Here is a 19,056-nt window from a genome sequence, read left to right as displayed (position 1 = left end):
CCAAAGTGATTTTTGATCTTAGCAGTTTGATGTGTCCATTTCCTTCTTATCAGCCGGGGCAACAGGATACAAACCTGTCATACAAGCCATGCATACGCCTTGATTGATTGTTTTATCCTTGACAATTGCATTCTCTAATCCCTCTTCTGACAAGTAGGCAATACTGTCCGCCCCAATAATTTCACCAATTTCCTCAACGGTATTGTTTGCTCCGATCAGCTCTTCCTTGGTAGACATATCAATCCCGTAATAACACGGATCCGTTATCGCCGGAGAAGCAATACGCACATGAACTTCACTCGCACCTGCATCCTTCAGCATTTTCACAATCCGCCGGCTCGTGGTTCCACGGACAATCGAATCATCAATCATAATGACACGTTTTCCTTCTACAATCCCGCGGACAGGTGACAGCTTCATTTTTACTCCCAGCTCTCTTAATTCTTGCGACGGCTGGATAAATGTTCTTCCTACATAACGATTTTTGATAATGCCCATTTCATACGGAAGCTTGCTTTCTTCTGCATAGCCGATAGCAGCTGAAATACTTGAATCCGGCACACCGACCACTAAATCTGCGTCAACTGGAGCTTCCTTGGCTAATTCTTTCCCCATCTGTTTACGGGAGGCATGTACATTGACATAATTCACATCACTGTCAGGCCGGGAAAGATAAACATATTCCATCGCACACATCTGTCTTTTTCCTCGTGGAGCAAACCGGAATGAAGTCAGACCTTCTTCATTAATTTTAATCAATTCTCCCGGTAAGACCTCTCTTTCAAAAGTGGCACCGATCTGGTCAAAAGCGCAAGTTTCAGAAGCAACCACATATGCTTCACCCAATCTGCCAATCGAAAGTGGTCTTATTCCGGCAGGATCCAGTGCGGCATATAATGTATCATCCTCTAAAATAAGGTAGGCATAAGCGCCTTTAACACGGTTAAGAGCCTCTGAGATGGTTGCTTCGGTCACTTCCCCGCTCCGTTTAATCAAATGCGCCAGCACCTCTGTATCTGAAGTAGTTTGAAAAATACTTCCCTCACTTTCGAGTTCTTCACGTAATTTCGTTGCATTCATTAAGTTTCCATTATGTGCTAGAGCCATCCCGCCGGTCAGAGACTGAAAAACAAGAGGCTGCACATTTTCAAGTCCTTTTCCACCCTGGGTTGCATACCGGACGTGTCCTAAGGCTATTTCTCCGCTAAAATCATCAAAATTCACATGCTTAAAGACATCATTAACGAGGCCAAGCTGTCTATGAGCTTTTAATTGCATATCCCTGCTGACAACAATCCCTGCCCCCTCCTGACCGCGATGCTGCATCGAGTGTAATCCGTAATAGGTTAATTCTGCTGCTTTCTCATGCCCCCAAATGCCGAACACACCACATTCTTCGTTTATGCCTTTGATTTCAGCAAGCATGGAATAGCTCCTTTCCAAAGTGCTTTTAATTCAGCAGCTTCTTCCTGAAGAATTGTTTCATTATTTGTCTTTACCCTTAGCTTATTATCTGCTGTTACCTCACCCAGCTTTGCTGCATCTGCAAATACTTCTTCAAAAGCACCCTGGTTCTCAGGCTTTACGGTAACAAGAAAACGTGACTGTGTTTCGCTGAACAGTTCCACCGTGGCATTGCCTGAAAGCTCAACTTTTGCGCCAACCACTTCATCCGCGAATAAGGATTCCGCTAAAGCAACTCCTAAGCCGCCCTCTGCAAGATCATGTGCAGATTGGATCTTTCCTTTCTGAATCAAAGAAAGCAGTTTTTTCTGACGTTCTGTCTCTATTTTCAAATCCAGGTACGGAGCCTTTCCTTCATATTTCCCCTCCTGAATAAATTGCAATTCACTGCCGCCAAATTCATTTCGTGTTTCACCAATTAGATAAATGATATCCCCAGCTTCCTGGAAAAAACTTGGTGTAATATGTGCTGTTGATTCGTGCAATCCAACCATGCCGACAACCGGCGTCGGGTAAATAGATTTTCCTTTAGATTGATTATATAAGGAAACATTTCCACTAATAACCGGCGTTTGTAATGCTTCACATGCAGCGCTCATACCTTCAACACTTTTTTCCATTTGCCAGAAGATTTCCGGATTCGTCGGATTACCGAAATTCAATCCATCTGTTAGTCCCAATGGTTTAGCTCCAGAGCAGACAATATTACGGGCAGCTTCTGCGACAGCAATCTTTCCGCCTTCCTCCGGATCTAAATAAATATAGCGGGAATTACAGTCTGTCGTGATTGCTAATGCTTTATCTGTTCCTTTAATACGGACAACTGCTGCATCAGATCCTGGTGTAACAACAGTATTAGTCTGCACCATGGAATCATATTGATCATATACCCATTCTTTGCTGGCGATGGTTGGCTGCTGCAGTAATTGTTTTAAAGTTTCTCCATGATTATCTACATTGGGTCTATGGGCCTCCATCTGTTGAAAAGCTTGATAGTATTCAGCTTCCTTCGACGGCATATGGTACACTGGAGCATCATCCGCTAACGAATCCACAGGAATATCTGCTACAACCTCATCATGATGTTTAATCCGGAACACTTTTTCCTCGATAACCTTTCCAACAGGAACGGCCTGCAAACCATACTTTTCAAAAATATCAATGATTTCCTGCTCACGGCCAGTCTTTACACAAAGAAGCATCCGCTCCTGTGATTCAGACAGCATCATTTCATAGGCAGTCATATTCTGTTCACGCTGCGGTACAAGATCTAAATTCATTTCAAGACCAGTACCCGCTTTACTTGCCATTTCACTTGCAGATGAGGTTAAACCGGCAGCCCCCATATCCTGCATTCCTACAAGCGCATCAGAATGAATTACCTCCAAACATGCTTCAATGATCAGTTTTTCCATGAATGGGTCACCAACCTGAACAGCAGGACGGTCTTTATTGGAATCCTCAGCTAAATCATCCGAGGCAAAGGTAGCTCCATGAATACCATCTCTTCCTGTTGGTGGTCCTGCATACAAAATTGTATTGCCAATACCGGCAGCAATTCCTTTTTGCACATCACCATGATTAATCAGTCCCACACACATTGCATTGACAAGCGGATTATCTTCATAGCTGTCATCAAATTGCACCTCTCCGCCAACTGTCGGAACACCGACACAATTTCCATAACCGGCAATACCGGCAACAACTTCTGAAAAAAGATACTTGGTACGGTTGGTGGTTAAAGGTCCAAAACGTAAAGAATTCATTAATGCAATCGGACGGGCACCCATGGAAAATACATCACGGATAATTCCGCCGACACCGGTTGCCGCTCCTTGATATGGCTCCACAGCAGATGGATGATTATGGCTTTCTACCTTGAAAACAACAGCCTGTCCATCTCCTATATCGATTACTCCTGCTCCCTCTCCCGGACCCTGCAGAACGTTCGGGCCCTCTGTCGGAAATTTTCTTAAGAGCGGTTTAGACGTTTTGTAGCTGCAATGCTCTGACCACATAACCGAAAAGATTCCGGTCTCCGTAAAATTCGGGAGGCGGCCAAGGATCGTTTTGATTTTTTCAAACTCTTCATCACTTAAACCCATATCCTGATACAATCGGTCTTGTTCAATTTTCACTGGATTAATACTATGCGTTAACTGCATTGCTGCTCCTCCAATTCGCAATCATAGATTGAAATATTCGTAAGCCGTCTTCACTTCCTAATAATGCTTCCACTGCCCTTTCCGGATGCGGCATCATACCCAGCACATTACCGGCTCTATTACGGATACCGGCAATATCTGCCACAGAACCATTGGGATTATTTTTATAGGTGAATACGATTTGATTGTTGGCTTTTAGTTCATTTAATGTTTCATCATCACAGAAATAGTTACCTTCCCCATGCGCAATTGGAAAACGGACTACTTCATTTTTATCGTATAATGTAGTAAAAACATTCTCGTTATCCTCAACAATCAATTCTTCCTGATGACACATAAAGGAAAGATTTTTATTGCGCATTAACGCCCCAGGTAAAAGCCCTGATTCCGTCAAAATTTGAAATCCGTTGCAAATGCCCAGTACAGGCTTGCCTTTTTCCGCATGCTCACGAATTTTATTCATAATATCTGATGTAGAGGCCATTGAACCGGATCGCAGATAATCTCCATAAGAAAATCCGCCAGGGATAAGAATTCCATCTACATCATCCAGTAAATGCGTATCGGTATACCAGACCAGACTGGCTTCGGCACCTGCAACCTCTCCTGCCGCATGATACATATCCCTGTCACAATTGGAACCTGGAAAAACAATAACAGCTACCTTCACAATTAACGTGCCTCCTCTAACTCAATCCGGTAATCTTCAATAACCGGATTGGCCAATAATTGCTCACACATTTGTGTCACTCTTGTTTCTAAATCAGGACCTTCTTCTATCTGGAGTTCAATATATTTTCCGACACGGACATCGTCAACCTCAGGATAGTCTAAAGCGTGAAGAGAAGTTTGAATTGCCTTTCCCTGTGGATCTAAAACACCTTGTTTTAATGTAATATATACCTGCACCTTTTTCATAACTGATCCTCCAAACGATTTAGTATTTCTTCGTATACGGTAATTAAATCTCCAGTACCTTGACGAAAAACATCTTTATCGAGCTTTTCGTTCGTTTCCATATCCCATAATCTGCAGGTATCTGGTGACACCTCATCAGAAAGCAGAATTTTGCCTTCCTTGTTTCTGCCGAATTCCAATTTGAAATCCACCAGCCGGACACCGATAGCCGCAAATATTTCTGTTAATGCCAGGTTTACCTGTCTTGCTTTTTCCTTGATACTGCTTAGTTCTTCTTCCGTAATATCTGTTAAAAAGAGGGCGTGTTCATCGTTAATCAATGGGTCTCCTAAACTATCATCCTTGTAAAATAATTCTGCTAAAGCAGGTTCAAAAAGAGTTTTTTCCTGGATATCCAAACGCTTTGTAATACTTCCTGTTGCAATATTCCGAATTACCACTTCTAACGGAATAATATCTGTTTTCTGAACCATTTGAGTAACAGAATCCAGCCGTTTGATAAAATGCGACTGAATTCCTTTATTTTGTAATGCCTTGAATAGGAGGGAAGAGATCTCATTATTGAGTCTCCCCTTCCCTGTAAATTGAGCTTTCTTCTCTCCGTTAAAAGCCGTTGCAGCATTTTTATACGAGAGAATCAAGTGATTTTCATTCGTGTCCGATTGATAAACCTTTTTTGCCTTGCCTTCATATAAAAGCTCAAGTTCCATATTGGAATCCTCCTATGCCAATCCAATTTTTGTAAAGATCTGATCTACATTTTTTAAGTGATAGGTATAGTCAAAACAATCATCAATTTCCGCCTGGCTTAATTTACTTGTAATCCGATCATCCTGTTCTACCAATTCTTTGAAGGAAGTTGCTGTTTCCCACGCTTCCATTGCTTTTGGCTGAACAATATCATAAGCATCTTCTCGGGCCATCCCTTTATCAATCAAAGATAGCAGTACGCGCTGAGAAAAAATAACTCCGTGAGTGCGGTCAATATTACGTTTCATATTTTCAGGGAATACTGTTAAGTTCTCCACAATATTTCCAAAACGGTGCAGCATATAATCAAGAGCAATAGTCGCATCCGGTAAAATAACACGCTCTGCAGAGGAATGCGAAATATCACGTTCATGCCATAAAGCTACATTCTCATAAGCAGTTACCATATAGCCGCGGATAACCCGTGCCATTCCTGTCATATTCTCTGAACCAATTGGATTGCGCTTATGCGGCATAGCTGAGGATCCTTTTTGTCCTTTTGCAAAACGTTCTTCTACTTCTCTTGTTTCTGTCTTTTGCAGTCCCCGGATTTCCGTTGCAAACTTTTCAATCGATGTAGCAATCAAAGCTAATGTAGATAAATAAGCTGCATGACGATCACGCTGTAATGTTTGTGTAGAAACTGGAGCAGGTGATGTGCCCAGCTTTGCACAGACATATTGCTCTACATATGGATCAATATTGGCATAGGTTCCAACTGCTCCAGAAAGCTTTCCAAATTCCACATTTTTAGCAGCAAGCTCAAAACGCTCCAGATTACGCTTCATTTCCTCATACCATAAAGCCATTTTCAGACCAAATGTTGTCGGCTCTGCATGCACACCATGTGTACGTCCCATCATAACGGTATGTTTATGTTCCTTTGCCTTGCTTTCTAAAATCCCGACAAACCGATGCAGACCTTCTCTTAAAATTTCATTAGCCTGCTTTAATAAATAAGAAAGAGCTGTATCGACAACATCTGTAGAAGTCAATCCATAGTGAACCCATTTTCTTTCTTCTCCTAAAGTTTCTGATACAGCACGGGTAAATGCCACCACATCATGCCGTGTTTCCTGTTCAATTTCATATATGCGGTTAATATCAAAGGAAGCATTCTCACGCAATTTTTTCACATCTTCTTTTGGAATAAAACCTAGCTCACTCCAAGCTTCACAAGCCAGAATCTCTACTTCCAGCCAAGCTTTAAATTTATTTTCCTCTGTCCAGATATTGCCCATTTCTTCTCTTGTATAACGTTCGATCATTGTTGTATTGCCTCCTCAAAAATATCCAATTGTTTCTGTAAAGCTTCCGGTGTTTCCGCTGTAAATGTAATATGTCCCATTTTACGTTTTTCTTTCGGTTCTTCCTTTCCATAAAGATGAAGAAAACCAAAGTTATGTGCAGTGGTAAACTGTATAGCTTTCGAAAGAGATTCTCCTAAAATATTAACCATCGCGGTCGGCTCATACAAATTGACAGGAACGAACGGCAGCCCGCAAATCGCCCGGATATGCTGTGCGAATTGAGAAACATTGCATCCTTCAATTGTATAGTGCCCGGAGTTATGCGGTCTTGGAGCCATTTCATTAATATAGATTGTATCCTCACCGACAAACATTTCAATTGCAAAAGTACCAACAATCTCCATTCGTTCAGCAATTTTCGCCGTCATGGCATAGGCCTTTTCTTCAAGTGCAGCGTCAATATCTGCCGGCACTGTAGTTTTATATAGGATATGTTTACGATGTTCATTCTCTGCAATCGGAAAAAAAGAAATATCTCCCTGCTGCGACCTTGTAAAGACAACCGAGATTTCTTTATCAAAAGGAATCCATCGCTCTATTATACAGTAGCCATGCTCCTCGAAAAATGCTAAAGCTTCATTTTTATCTTCTTCTGTCACAAGTTTTAGCTGACCTTTCCCATCATAACCTCCCCGACAGGTTTTAATCACTGCCGGCAGCGGAATAATAGATAATGCTTCTCTGCAATCTTCTTCCGTTTTCACAATCCGAAAAGCAGGAACAGGAAGCTCTAAGTCGTCAACAAGCTGCTTTTCTTTTTCCCGGTTCTGTGTAACCTCTAATGCCAATGCGCCCTGTGGAAGCTTTCCAGCGTTCTGGATAAGCTCTGCGGCCTTCAAGTCCACATTTTCAAATTCATATGTAATTACATCCGCTTTTTCGATTAATTCTTTTACAGCTGTCAAATCCGTATAATCTGCAGTGATTTGCTCATCAGCTACCTGTGCTGTCGGACAATTTGGCGCCGGGTCTAAAACAACGATGCGATATCCCATATATCTTGCTGCAATTGCCATCATTCTTCCAAGCTGACCACCGCCAATAATTCCAATTGTCTGAGGAGGTAAAATAATTTTAATAGGTTGCAAGCTGATCCCTCATTTCCTGAACAGCATCCTTCATTGCTGCACGGTAATCATCCAGTGCCTTTTCTGCATCTTTATCAAATGTACTGATAATCTGCGTTGCTAAAATAGCGGCATTCTTTGCGCCTGCTTTACCAATGGCAACTGTTGCTGTCGGTACACCACCTGGCATTTGAACAATAGATAAGAGTGAATCGACTCCCTTGAGTGCTTTGCTTTCTACTGGAACTCCAATAACAGGCAAGGTCGTCTGTGATGCAACCATTCCGGGCAGATGTGCTGCTCCGCCAGCTCCGGCAATAATGACTTTTAGTCCTTTTTCTCTCGCACTCTGAGCGTAGGTAAACATATCATCTGGTGTACGATGAGCGGAAATGACTTCTTTTTCATAGCTGATATTTAATGTATCGAGTTCTTTACAGGTATACTGCATGGTCTCCCAATCTGAGATACTTCCCATAATGACGCCAACTTGAGCCATCGAATCCCTCTTTCTTTTTTTAGTTGTTTTTTACGGATTTTAAAAGGTGATGGTTGTGTTAAAGTTCGGTTTTTGGTTGAAACATTTAAAAATTGATTTGTATCTGCCTGTTGCCAAAAACACCGTATTTTTAATCGTCCACATTGCCAACATTTTTTATCTCAAAGGTAATTCACAATTAACAAAAGTGTTAAAAAATTAAAAAAGTCCATTCATCTCCCATAAGGGAAGATGAATAGACTTGGTTTAAAAGAGATTCAAAATGTGATTAATCGGACTTTTGAACATCCTTTTTTATAAGCATCATTCAACATCTGCTGTTCATTAAAACAGCAGCTCATCCTCCCTCATAGTCCGGTCATTTACGGTGCCGGGTAGAAACTTTTGAGCCATATTCTCAAGTATATATGAGGCATTTTCAATTGTTGGCTTTAGCATACCAAATAAAATAGAAAAATGCAAGATAATGTCGAACAATTTAAGCTTTACATTTAATTAATGTTCGGTTTTTGATAATTAATCTCTCTGTTGACTTTCATTTTGTGATTTTTCTTTTGTTTTATTCTCTTTTCGCATCAGCTTTCCTTTACGGACTTGTTTCACCCAGAAGCCGCCATGAATCCGTTTTGGCTCATAGGAAATAATAAATGCTTTCGGGTCTATTTCATGAATTGCCTGATACAAGTTTAACTCATATTTTCTAGGTGTTAAAATTTGAACAGAAAGCCTGTCTCCATCCATTCCATAGGATGACCAGCTTGTTACACCATATCCTTTTTCGCGTAGACGCTGTGTAAACTTTAAATCCGGATTTGCGGAAACAACATTCACGGTGATATACCCAAGTGCAAGCTTCTCTTCAATTTTGGAACCAATAATTAAACCAGTTGCGAAACCAATGGCATAAGCAATCAGATTTTGAATCTGATCCAGGTTGTCTAATACTAACCCCAGCCCTACAACATAAATAACAATCTCAAACATACTCACAAATGCAGCAATATACGTTCTGCCCTTTAATGTCAAAATCATACGAATCGTCATGAGTGATACATATAAGACATTAACGGTAAATATAATTGCCAGCATTATGAGCGCATTCTCTAACATATTGATTCCCCCTTTTACTTCATAAAATATCACTTCAAACAGAAGAAAAGCACATCCAATAAGATATCATATCTTGTGAATAATTCCCTTTTTTTTCTAAAATAAAACACGTCGTTCCTGTCCTACGTAAAATAGGGTGACTTTAATTTATCACAATTCTATTAAATGACGCTATAAGAAAATATTGTATGAATACTCCCGCCACTTCATTTTTATCGAAATTTGAAGTGTGGGTTTCTGGAGTGTCGACTTTCAAGATGACGATTAACCTCCAGTGGAGTTGACACATCGGTGTGCTGAAAACACCCAACCCCGCTATCCCATTGGTCCTGCCTCCTGAGACTACTTTTATTTTATGATTAAAGGTACCGGTCTTCGTAAAGCCTCGATATTGGAAAAGCTGTGATGAAACGCATCTTCGAAAACTTTCCGTATGATATTTGCAGCGCCATTTACATCTGCATTGATACGTTCCCTGTTTTTTGAAAGGTAAAGGTCACGTTTGATACGCTTCCCTGAAAATACAGCGTTTTTATTCTTCTGACCATAAACCGGGATGTCATCGTTATCGAGAAAGCTTGCCTTCGACGTATAAGATTCCTCTGTCAACAACACGGTTATCCCATGCTTCTCTGCTTTGTATGTGATCATTTGAATAAGCAGGGTATGCGGGATGACGATAAAGGATTGGTTATTCCTTTTCCCCATAGCGGCGTGTTGTTTCACTCTTTATTCTGTTTAATAATAATCGTATCAATGTCCTCTTCTAAAGCTATTTTTACGATTTGAAAACTGGCTTTATGAAAGAGATCTTTGATTTGAAGAAATCGTTGATGACTGATTTTTTCCAAACGTTTGGATGTAAAGGTACCTTCGTTGGCTTGGTTTCCTTGTCGAAGGATACCCATATAATAAGCTTTTAGCTGATTAAAGCGTTGATTGACGGATTTGACGTTTTTGCCCTTCACTAAGACGGCTTTTTTGCCGGTATTCGTGACGATGGTTGCTAGGTTATCAATACCTAGATCAACACCCAAAATACGATTTTTGGATTCTTTTTTCTCAACTTTTATAGGAACCTGAAAAACTAACTCCACAACATAATGGCCATACCTCGGAATCACCCGAACCTGCTTAAGTTTCTCCTCCGAATAACCTAATTTCCCAGTGTTCAAACACAATTTTGTTTTAGGAAACTTCAAGAATTTGTTTTCTTTTACCACACAATCCTGGTTCGAAAAGGATACTTCCTTTTCTTTGAAACGACAATATGACGGTATGTTAGGTCTTGCTTTGAACTTTATCGGGTTCTTTTTATACGCACGCAAACTGCCATAAAAGGCTTTCCAGTTTTGAAAAACTGTTCTCATGATGCCTTGACTCGATTGGATTGGCAGGGATTGATAATCGGTCTGTTTCATCGATTTAAACAAGGCATTCAAAAAAGGATAAGAAATACCACTATTCTGAAAGTAGCTAACAACTTTTTTTGGGCTGTTCATGGTATGCTGATGCTGTTGTTAAATATTTCTTTAGATTTTCTTAACAGCTAAATGGATGAAGTATTAAAACCGCCAATTCACCTCCCACCTAACATCTGATGGAATTTTTGAGGAAGGAGTCCTCTTGGCTGAAATGATAGATGTTTGTTTAAAAATTTCCGATAGGGTCATAAGATCAAGAGAACATAACTTCTATAAACGATTCTTCTTCATTCATATGATTTCCCATAAACAGCTAGACCATATTTACACTTTATTTAAAAAGTCTGATCCGGTATATTTGAGTTACCGCAGCTTTCCATTGTAGCTTAATAAACGAGGTGGGAATACATGTTGAAAAACCTGGAATATCTAAAGTCCGGAAATGAAAAACAAAGAAGAGCATTTAAAGTGATTAACCAGCTGAATATGATGGAGGATTTAAAAATATACTCTCCAATTTTATGCGGAACAATACCACTTAGTATAGATACAGCATCCTCTGATTTAGATATTATTATGGAGGTTCATGATTTCAGCGGTTTCGGAGATAAAATTAATTTTCTTTATGGGCCCTTCCCTCAATTCAAACTTAAACGGAAGATAATCAGAAGCAAATTGATAGTAAAAGCAAATTTCATTTATGATAATTTTGAATTTGAATTATTTGGACAAGCACAGCCTGTAACGCAGCAATATGCTTATCTGCATATGGTAATTGAAAAATATCTTCTGGATACGAACCCATCTTGGAGATGTGAAATTATTGCTTTAAAAGAACGAGGATTTAAGACAGAGCAGGCGTTTTGCCATATGCTTGAATTAACAGGAGACCCTTATGAAGCCTTAATAAATTATGGACTAAGAAAACAAATAATTTAATCTTTTTTGAAATAAATCCATGACAAATCGCTTTTATATGCTCTTATGAACATAAAATGAGACTTTATTCAATGGAGGCTTTTTTCATCCCCGCTTAGAATTTTAAATACCCTATATTCTTAATGTGAGAATCTTAAAAAAAGCACTTCGTTGAGACCAGTAATCGCAATGATTTTCGGTGGGGCGAGTAATCGCAGTCCCAGTCCCAGAAGAAATACACGTAGACTCCTGTGGGAAAGCGCAGTGGGAAGACCCCGCAGAAAAAAAAAGCCCTCCTCTTTTTTTCGAGGAGGCTGAGCTCAAGCCCACGGAAAGCGTAGTGTATTTCTGGAGCGGCTATTCTTCAGCATTTTTATATACTTTCTTATTCTTTAAAAAAGAAGGGGATTTCTCACCTTCCTTTTCTAATAGAACGCTATTCTAATATGCAATAACCCCATTAACTCGCGATAATGCGGCAGCTATGATAAATGACGAAACAGCGTCTACTCCTGCAAGTGCTGCTTCTAAGAATAATGATTCCAAATGCTGTGTTAAAGCAACCTGCCTTTCTAGAACCCTCTCAATCTCTTTCTCAATGTCTTCCTCCAAACGATCCCTAAATCTGTGCAATGAAACAGTTCATCTGCTCCCCATAAATTATCACGATCCAGATACATTATTTCATTACAAGCTGCAATGGACCACTTTGAGTTGGGGCGCTCTATCAGTTGTAAATCGCTCTCCGGCTGAATTTTGCCTTCCTCGAGCACCCGGAAATACCAGCCTGTTTTCAATCCATTTTCCATCTCTCTCTGCGATACCGTTCCAGGCTGAGAAACCTGGATAACAGCTTTCCCAAATTGATAAATATCACCAATAAATACTGAATACTCGTCCATTTCCAAAACAGAAAGATTTTCCTTCTTTTCTCCTGCACGTTTTGTAAATAATTTATCTATACCTGGTTCATTGTAATGCCTAATCGGAAAAGCAAAAATACATTTATCATAAATAGCTATCTTTTTGTCCGGATTCTCTTTTGCAAAACCAAGTCTCGATAAAAACATACTATTTTTTATTTCATTCTGTTTATTATTAAAAATCCTATGTACAAATGGTTCTTCCATGATGTCACCTTATTTCTAAAAAATACTGAAATATGTTATATTAATTTCATTCTACAAACTATCGTGACATTTGAAAAGCCTAAAGGGGGATGAACATGACAATACAAAAAGCAACATTTGCCGGAGGCTGCTTCTGGTGTATGGTGAAGCCTTTTGATCAATGGGACGGCGTACACCAGGTTATATCAGGCTATACAGGCGGACATTTAGATAATCCTGCTTATGAACAAGTCAAGCAAGGGAATACAGGACACTATGAAGCAGTGGAGATTACCTATGATGATTCTCTTATCAATTACCAGACGATTCTTGACCTATATTGGCCACAAATCGATCCGACAGATCCAGACGGGCAATTTCAGGATAGAGGCGAGCAATATAGAACTGCCATCTTTTATCATAATGAAGAGCAGAAAGAGCTTGCTGAAAAAGCAAAGCAGACACTGGCGGACAGCGGCCGATTTGCTAGACCAATTGTGACAGAAATTAAAGCAGCATCTGTTTTCTACCCTGCTGAAGATTATCATCAGGATTTTTATAAAAAAAGTAAGACAGAATACGAAGAAGACCGTGCTAAATCAGGCCGTGATGAATTTATTGCCGAAAACTGGAAATCATAGACTTCAAAACATCATATGGAGGGGTTCCATTGAAAAAACAACTGATTGTTACAGAAGAAATATTAATAAACGCGTCATCAGAAAGAGTTTGGGAAATATTAACACTGCCTAAATATGTAGCACAATGGGATGAACTTCCAGAGGACTATCCTGAAGAGCCGATGCAAGAAGGCAGCAAGGTGCTTTGGGACTTACCGAATGGAGAGCAGTCTATCACTACCATTATTAAGGATGAAAAAGAAAAAGAGCTGATTATTGATTTACATGGAACAGGATGGAAAATCAAACCTGAGCAAGGAGAAGTTGCCTATCGCTATTTATTAGAAGATACGGGAAGCAGCACCAAACTATTTATCGAAATTGGCGATTTCTCTCTTTTGGAACAAGGGAAAAATTACTACGAAGCATCCGTGGACTTTGCAAAAGAGTCTTCTAAAGTAATTAAATCTTTAGCCGAAAGTGAAACAGTTTAATACAGAATGAAATCTTTACAGAGACCTGATAATTGATATTTTGGAAGGTCTCTCTTTTTATATTATTACGACCAAAAATCACTGAAGCTTGGAAAGTGGGGAAAATATGAAAATCAGAGCATATACTCCAGCTGACGAAAAAGGTTGGCTTCATTGCCGCGTACTTGCCTTTTTAGAAACAGCTTATTTTGATAATGTTCTTCAGGAAAAAGAATCCTATGCGTTTCCGTCTATTGAAATTGTCGCTGAAATCGAAGGAAAAATAGCAGGGCTAATTGATATAGAGTATGAGACCAAGGAAGGGACGGTTTGCTCCCGTAACAGTGGTTTAGGAGGAATGATATGGCATATTGCAGTACATCCCGATTATTCTCGGCAAGGGGTTGGGCAAGCACTGTTGAATGAGGCAGAGAAAATTGCAAAGACCCGAAAATTGAATTACCTTGAAGCTTGGACACGAGATGATACATGGGTTCAAAATTGGTATGAGAAAATGAACTTTACAATGACCGATTCTTATTATCATATTTATTTAGAAGGAAATGAAATCAAAAGCCATTTCCAGTCTGCTACAGAACAGCTCTTCCCTGTATCTGTTTTCTCACATTACACCGGAGAAAACCTTAAACAGTTTTCCGGTGTTCAGAGAAAGCATCAGTGTGTCTGCTATATTAAAGCATTGAATGAAAACGGCAGCATCAAAAGTGTCTAATATAAAAGTTATTACACAGGTAACCTCAGCACTCTAGAATCTGCTGAGGCCGCCTGTAAGATACTTTTCTAAAATAGTATCTAAGACAATTTGTGCCTGCTATTCTATACAAGCAACTCCCATTAAACATTCCTATAACAGTAATCTATTTATCTTTACAAGCCTCAATAAAGCCTTGATAAATAGCCAGTGATGGATCATCTGAAAGATGAATCAAGCCTTCTGGATGCCACTGCACCCCTAAAACAAAGCGATGTATTTTACTTTCAAATGCCTCCATAACACCATCATCTGCTGCAGCGGAGACCATAAAATCTTTGCCTAGAGAGCGGTTTGCCTGATGATGGTAGCTGTTTACCCTGATTTTCTCCGTCTGAACCAGCTTTTCCAATAAAGAAGCACTGACTATTTTGACAGTATGTGAACGATGGTGGAATGCTGCTTTTTGAGTATGCTGAATTAGCTGCTTCGGATATTGTGAATCTAAATCCTGATACATAGCTCCTCCCGTCACAACATTTAAAATTTGACATCCTCTGCAAACTCCCAGTATCGGCTTATCCTTCTCTAAAAAATATGTGATAACTTCCTTCTCTAATCGATCTCTTTCTGGAATAATAGTACCGAGATTCGGGTTTGGCTCTTCTTGAAATAAAGATGGGTCAATATCATAGCCGCCCGGCAGATAGAGGCCATCCATTTTATCAAGCAATACAGCTATTTCCTGATAATCACTATAATACGGCAGAATAACCGGGATGCCTCCAGCTTGTTCAATAGCCCTTATATTTCGCAGGTGCATCTTATATTCCGTTCCATCTGCTTCCATCGATGCTGTTACTCCAATAATTGGCTTCATTTCATTGCCTCCTTATGATTTTGTTGCTGTTGCACAAGTGATAACAGTATTATAATTACTATCCAGCTTTACTTTTTGGTGTATTCTATACATTGGCACTGTATTTCGTACCTCTTATTTATATCAGATATTAAAAGAAAATTAAGTCTTTTTCAAATAGTAAACATTGATTTCCTGAAAATAAATACGCTATTAATAAAAAATCTCCTTGACCAAAATGGAAAGAGAGATTTTTTATTTAATTTGTATCAATAGTCATATCTTGTATTGTTAAATATTAGCCTTCCTGAACCGTAATATACGTATTACTTTTTGGAAGTTCATTTGTCTCTATAGAATAATTTTATACTTATTCTGCCTATAGCCTTTATTAGTTAAGTCCTGTTCTATGTATCAATTTCGTATCCTCAATTACTTACAGGAGAAAATTCTAAAAAATAAAACAGCCTGACACCGTTAAAAAATAACAGAGCCAGGCTGTAGTAAATTTTTTCACTTATCTAATCTACAGAAAGTAATCCATAATCAAAAAAGTGTCTTTTTCTTAATAATTTCTATGCAAATTATTCTTCAACAATTTCATAGCCTTGTGCCTGAAGCATCTGAACAGATTGCTGTAGACTTACACCACCGCTTAAATCTCCTTCAAATTCAGATCCTGTCAATTGGCTTACTTCGTTCACATCAGCTTCATCGTAATTTACCGTTAATGTTTCAACGACTTTATCATCAAGATATTCAAAGTTATGTGTTACTCCTTGTATGTCTTGAAAACCTTCAGCAGTTTCTGCCATTATTTCTTCTGCTTCTTCTGGTGTAGAAACTCCTAATGCGGAATAAGGCATTTCATTATTTGCAGTTTGTTCATAGACCATATCGCCATCCGCTTTATAAGTAAGTTTTACAATAACACCTGCCTGTTCAAATTGAAGCGTAACTGTGTTTTCACCATTTGGATCAAAGTCAAAATCTTGTGACTCGGCAGCTGCGTCATTTTCTGAACCAGCATTTTCTTCTGAATCTGTAGCTGCCTCTTCATCAGCTTCTTCATCTTCTGCTGCGGCACCCTCTTCTGTATCCTCTTCGTTATCTGTTGTTCCTTCTGCTGTGTCCTCAGTGCTCTCATTATCTTTAGTATCCTTATCCTCGTCTGAATTATCAGAACCACAAGCAACCAAAGCAACACTTAGAAGTAGTGCCATACATAGCATCAGCCATTTTTTCATTTCTGCTCTTCCTTTCTCCTCTGAAGTTAACAATAGCATTGTTAATACTATTTCATAATCATATGAAAATCTTGGAAGGTTTTCAATAGGTCAAAGTCTTTAAACTTACTGCTTAAAAAGGCATACTAAATTTAGAATTGTACCATTTTTCCTATTAATTAATCTGTAATTATTTAATTTCTTCTATATTAGTATAATTTAACTTACTGCTTCCCCGGAGGAATTATAAAATAATCCTTTTTTCCTATTCCACAAAACAATCCTTTAGTTATATAAATTGAACTTATTAATGTAACAAAATACGTTTACAAGCTAGTCCTTGCTCGTATTATCTCTTAACAACAATGACCAAGAGTACATACTGTGATTACCTATGTAGTCAGTTTAATAAAACAAATATTTTACAGATAACTAAACTGACAAAATAGTGATTTCCCATATCTATCTAAACTTAAAGAGGAGAATGTACTACACTCCCCTCTCTTCAACTGCATATTTATTTTTAGGTTAAAAAGATAAAATACAATGCAAAGACAACAAATAATACATACATAATCGGATGAACTTCCTTCGCTCTTCCTTTTACAAGCATTGTAATTGGATAGAATATAAACCCGATGGCAATACCAGTTGCGATGCTGGCAGTTACTGGCATCATCAGCACTGTAAAGAAAGCTGGTACAGCAATCTCAAATTTATCCCATGGGATATCCTTTAAGCTGCTGGCCATTAATACTCCGACAATAATCAATGCCGGCGCAGTTACTTCATTCGTTACAACACTTAGTAATGGAGAGAAGAACAAAGCTAACAGGAACAGACAGCCTGTGACAACAGCTGTGAATCCTGAACGCCCGCCTACACTTACACCTGAAGTGGATTCCACAAAGGATGTTGTCGTAGATGTACCGACAGCAGCCCCTACTACACTGGCAGAAGCATCTGCAAAGAGCGCTTTACCTGCTCTTGGTAATTTATTATCCTTCATCAGTCCTGCTTTTGTCGCAACAGCAACCAATGTTCCTGCTGTATCAAAGAAATTAACAAATAAAAATGTCAAAATAACAATAAGCATCTGCATCGTAAAAATCTGATCAAAATGAATAAAAGCTTGGCCGAATGTCGGCGCCAGACTCGGGGCACTGCTTACAATTCCACTAATGCCGGATGGCACTGGAATCAGACCAAAAATCATACCGACAATGGAACTGATAATCATCCCATAAAAAATCCCCGCTTTAACACCTACAGTGATCAAAACAACGGAAATAACAATTCCAAAAATCGCTAATAAAACCGGTGGAGATGTTAAATCACCAAGCGCAATAATTGTAGACGGATCCGCTTGAACAATTTGCGCATTTTTCAATCCGATAAATGCAATAAATAAACCAATACCAGCTCCCACTGCCATCTTTAAGCTTGGCGGAATTGCATTAATAATAATTTCACGGATTCCTGTTAAAGTTAAACCAATAAAAATAATTCCTGAAGCTAAAACACCTGCAAGTGCTGTTTCCCAAGGGACACCAAAACCAATTACTACTGTATAAGTAAAAAATGCATTTAATCCCATACCTGGCGCAAGTGCTACAGGATATTTAGCAAGAACTCCCATAATAATGGAACCAAAAGCAGCCGCAATTGCTGTCGCAGCAAATACTGCCTCCTGATCCATACCCGCTTCTCCCAGGATACTCGGGTTAACAAATAAAATATAAGCCATAGCTAAAAAAGTTGTTAAACCAGCTATAAACTCTGTTCGAAAATTAGTTCCCAGTTTGTCAAATTCAAAATATTTACTCATGAATTCTTTTCCTCCATTTTTACCGGTCTTTTTGAATGTTCTCTTATCTAGAAAAGCTCCATAAATTTTATAGAATAAGCTCTAGTATGTGCTATTTAAATAGTGCTTATGCCATAAAGTAGATTTAGCAATCCAATCCTAAAAAAGCAATAGGAATGCTTTATCTGCATCTGTACTATAATCTTAAGAACTCTGCTGAATCAGGGCAGCGATTACTCCCCCAAAAAAGATCCGCTGGAATGTTATACTTTTATACAGTGCAAAAAAACTCTTAAATAGCTTAAGAGTTTCTATTGGAGCAGCAGATAATAATCCTCATTTTCAAGACAGATATTGAAAATTTAAGGTTAGTTCTGCTGCGTAGTCAGACTATTTACGGCAGTCTGGTAGAAACTCTGGGCCTTATCCCCGAAATTATACGCATTTCTATTAAGTTCACATTATAATATTACTAATCTGCACAAAATTTGTCAATAAAACACGAACAAAAACCATATTTTATACCTTTAACATTCGTTGTTAGACATCAATGCGCAAAAATTCTAACGACAATCTACTAAAAGTTGAAATTTTCTAAATTTAATAGTACGATTATTTTAATGAA

At 38.8% G+C, this 19,056-nt stretch carries 17 protein-coding genes, 1 pseudogene and 2 riboswitches; of the genes and pseudogenes, 4 read left to right on the top strand and 14 right to left on the bottom strand.

What is annotated here, in order from left to right; genetic code table 11:
• Nucleotides 1-18: 18 nt before the first annotated feature.
• The 10 genes and pseudogenes from purF to MHH51_RS07785 all read right to left on the bottom strand — a co-directional run.
• Nucleotides 19-1,425, bottom strand: a complete 1,407-nt coding sequence (purF, locus tag MHH51_RS07830; RefSeq protein WP_147209777.1) for an amidophosphoribosyltransferase — start codon at nucleotides 1,423-1,425, stop codon at nucleotides 19-21.
• Nucleotides 1,401-3,629, bottom strand: a complete 2,229-nt coding sequence (gene purL, locus MHH51_RS07825; protein WP_339285406.1) for a phosphoribosylformylglycinamidine synthase subunit PurL — start codon at nucleotides 3,627-3,629, stop codon at nucleotides 1,401-1,403. The genes purF and purL overlap by 25 nt, the downstream gene beginning before the upstream one ends.
• Nucleotides 3,613-4,299, bottom strand: coding sequence for a phosphoribosylformylglycinamidine synthase subunit PurQ (purQ, locus tag MHH51_RS07820; RefSeq protein ID WP_156987284.1), 687 nt, complete (start codon nucleotides 4,297-4,299; stop codon nucleotides 3,613-3,615). Before purQ ends, purL begins: the two co-directional genes overlap by 17 nt.
• A gap of 2 nt (nucleotides 4,300-4,301) precedes the next feature.
• Entirely contained in the window at nucleotides 4,302-4,547 is a 246-nt protein-coding gene (purS, locus tag MHH51_RS07815; protein ID WP_339285404.1) for a phosphoribosylformylglycinamidine synthase subunit PurS, read from the bottom strand.
• Nucleotides 4,544-5,257 carry a phosphoribosylaminoimidazolesuccinocarboxamide synthase gene (purC, locus tag MHH51_RS07810; protein WP_147209781.1) on the bottom strand — a complete coding sequence of 238 codons (714 nt, stop codon included), beginning with the start codon at nucleotides 5,255-5,257 and terminating at the stop codon, nucleotides 4,544-4,546. Before purC ends, purS begins: the two co-directional genes overlap by 4 nt.
• Before the next feature lie 12 nt (nucleotides 5,258-5,269).
• A complete protein-coding gene (purB, locus tag MHH51_RS07805) occupies nucleotides 5,270-6,565 on the bottom strand; it encodes an adenylosuccinate lyase (RefSeq protein ID WP_339285401.1) in 1,296 nt (431 codons plus the stop codon).
• Nucleotides 6,562-7,695, bottom strand: a complete 1,134-nt coding sequence (gene purK, locus MHH51_RS07800; protein WP_339285399.1) for a 5-(carboxyamino)imidazole ribonucleotide synthase — start codon at nucleotides 7,693-7,695, stop codon at nucleotides 6,562-6,564. Before purK ends, purB begins: the two co-directional genes overlap by 4 nt.
• Nucleotides 7,682-8,173 carry a 5-(carboxyamino)imidazole ribonucleotide mutase gene (gene purE / locus MHH51_RS07795; protein ID WP_339285397.1) on the bottom strand — a complete coding sequence of 164 codons (492 nt, stop codon included), beginning with the start codon at nucleotides 8,171-8,173 and terminating at the stop codon, nucleotides 7,682-7,684. The genes purK and purE overlap by 14 nt, the downstream gene beginning before the upstream one ends.
• 330 nt (nucleotides 8,174-8,503) lie before the next feature.
• Nucleotides 8,504-8,604, bottom strand: a riboswitch (purine riboswitch).
• Nucleotides 8,605-8,689: 85 nt separating this feature from the next.
• Nucleotides 8,690-9,283 carry a DUF2179 domain-containing protein gene (locus MHH51_RS07790; RefSeq protein ID WP_339285395.1) on the bottom strand — a complete coding sequence of 198 codons (594 nt, stop codon included), beginning with the start codon at nucleotides 9,281-9,283 and terminating at the stop codon, nucleotides 8,690-8,692.
• Nucleotides 9,284-9,631: 348 nt separating this feature from the next.
• Nucleotides 9,632-10,740, bottom strand: a pseudogene (locus tag MHH51_RS07785) (transposase); the annotation flags it as partial.
• A gap of 375 nt (nucleotides 10,741-11,115) precedes the next feature.
• Between MHH51_RS07785 and MHH51_RS07780 the strand changes: the two are divergent.
• Nucleotides 11,116-11,646 carry a DUF4269 domain-containing protein gene (locus MHH51_RS07780; RefSeq protein WP_147209787.1) on the top strand — a complete coding sequence of 177 codons (531 nt, stop codon included), beginning with the start codon at nucleotides 11,116-11,118 and terminating at the stop codon, nucleotides 11,644-11,646.
• Nucleotides 11,647-12,197: 551 nt separating this feature from the next.
• Here the strand turns inward: MHH51_RS07780 and MHH51_RS07775 are convergent.
• Nucleotides 12,198-12,755 (bottom strand): MOSC domain-containing protein, encoded by a 558-nt coding sequence (locus tag MHH51_RS07775; RefSeq protein WP_339285392.1) that lies wholly within the window; start codon nucleotides 12,753-12,755, stop codon nucleotides 12,198-12,200.
• 95 nt (nucleotides 12,756-12,850) lie between these two features.
• On the opposite strand from MHH51_RS07775, the gene msrA reads away from it, so the two are divergent.
• From msrA to MHH51_RS07760, 3 genes are all read left to right on the top strand, one after another.
• Nucleotides 12,851-13,375 (top strand): peptide-methionine (S)-S-oxide reductase MsrA, encoded by a 525-nt coding sequence (gene msrA / locus MHH51_RS07770; RefSeq protein WP_156987292.1) that lies wholly within the window; start codon nucleotides 12,851-12,853, stop codon nucleotides 13,373-13,375.
• A gap of 29 nt (nucleotides 13,376-13,404) precedes the next feature.
• On the top strand, nucleotides 13,405-13,848 hold the full coding sequence (locus MHH51_RS07765; protein ID WP_339285390.1) for an SRPBCC domain-containing protein: 444 nt from the start codon (nucleotides 13,405-13,407) through the stop codon (nucleotides 13,846-13,848).
• Nucleotides 13,849-13,954: 106 nt separating this feature from the next.
• On the top strand, nucleotides 13,955-14,560 hold the full coding sequence (locus tag MHH51_RS07760; protein WP_339285389.1) for a GNAT family N-acetyltransferase: 606 nt from the start codon (nucleotides 13,955-13,957) through the stop codon (nucleotides 14,558-14,560).
• Between the two features lie 145 nt (nucleotides 14,561-14,705).
• Here the strand turns inward: MHH51_RS07760 and MHH51_RS07755 are convergent, their stop codons facing one another.
• The 3 genes from MHH51_RS07755 to MHH51_RS07745 form a co-directional block, all read right to left on the bottom strand.
• Nucleotides 14,706-15,419, bottom strand: coding sequence for a gamma-glutamyl-gamma-aminobutyrate hydrolase family protein (locus tag MHH51_RS07755; RefSeq protein WP_147209792.1), 714 nt, complete (start codon nucleotides 15,417-15,419; stop codon nucleotides 14,706-14,708).
• 563 nt (nucleotides 15,420-15,982) lie between these two features.
• The gene (locus tag MHH51_RS07750; protein ID WP_339285387.1) at nucleotides 15,983-16,645 is read right to left on the bottom strand and encodes a YehR family protein; all 663 of its coding nucleotides are present in this window, start codon (nucleotides 16,643-16,645) and stop codon (nucleotides 15,983-15,985) included.
• Nucleotides 16,646-17,147: 502 nt separating this feature from the next.
• Entirely contained in the window at nucleotides 17,148-18,452 is a 1,305-nt protein-coding gene (locus MHH51_RS07745; protein ID WP_147209794.1) for an NCS2 family permease, read from the bottom strand.
• 341 nt (nucleotides 18,453-18,793) lie between these two features.
• A riboswitch (purine riboswitch) is annotated at nucleotides 18,794-18,894 on the bottom strand.
• Nucleotides 18,895-19,056 lie beyond the last annotated feature (162 nt).

The organism is Oceanobacillus sp. FSL K6-3682 (genome assembly GCF_037976165.1).
Classification (GTDB): Bacteria; Bacillota; Bacilli; order Bacillales; family Amphibacillaceae; genus Oceanobacillus; species Oceanobacillus sojae.
The sequence above is the reverse complement of the archived record's forward strand: the minus strand, read 5'-3'. Positions and strand labels throughout refer to the sequence as shown.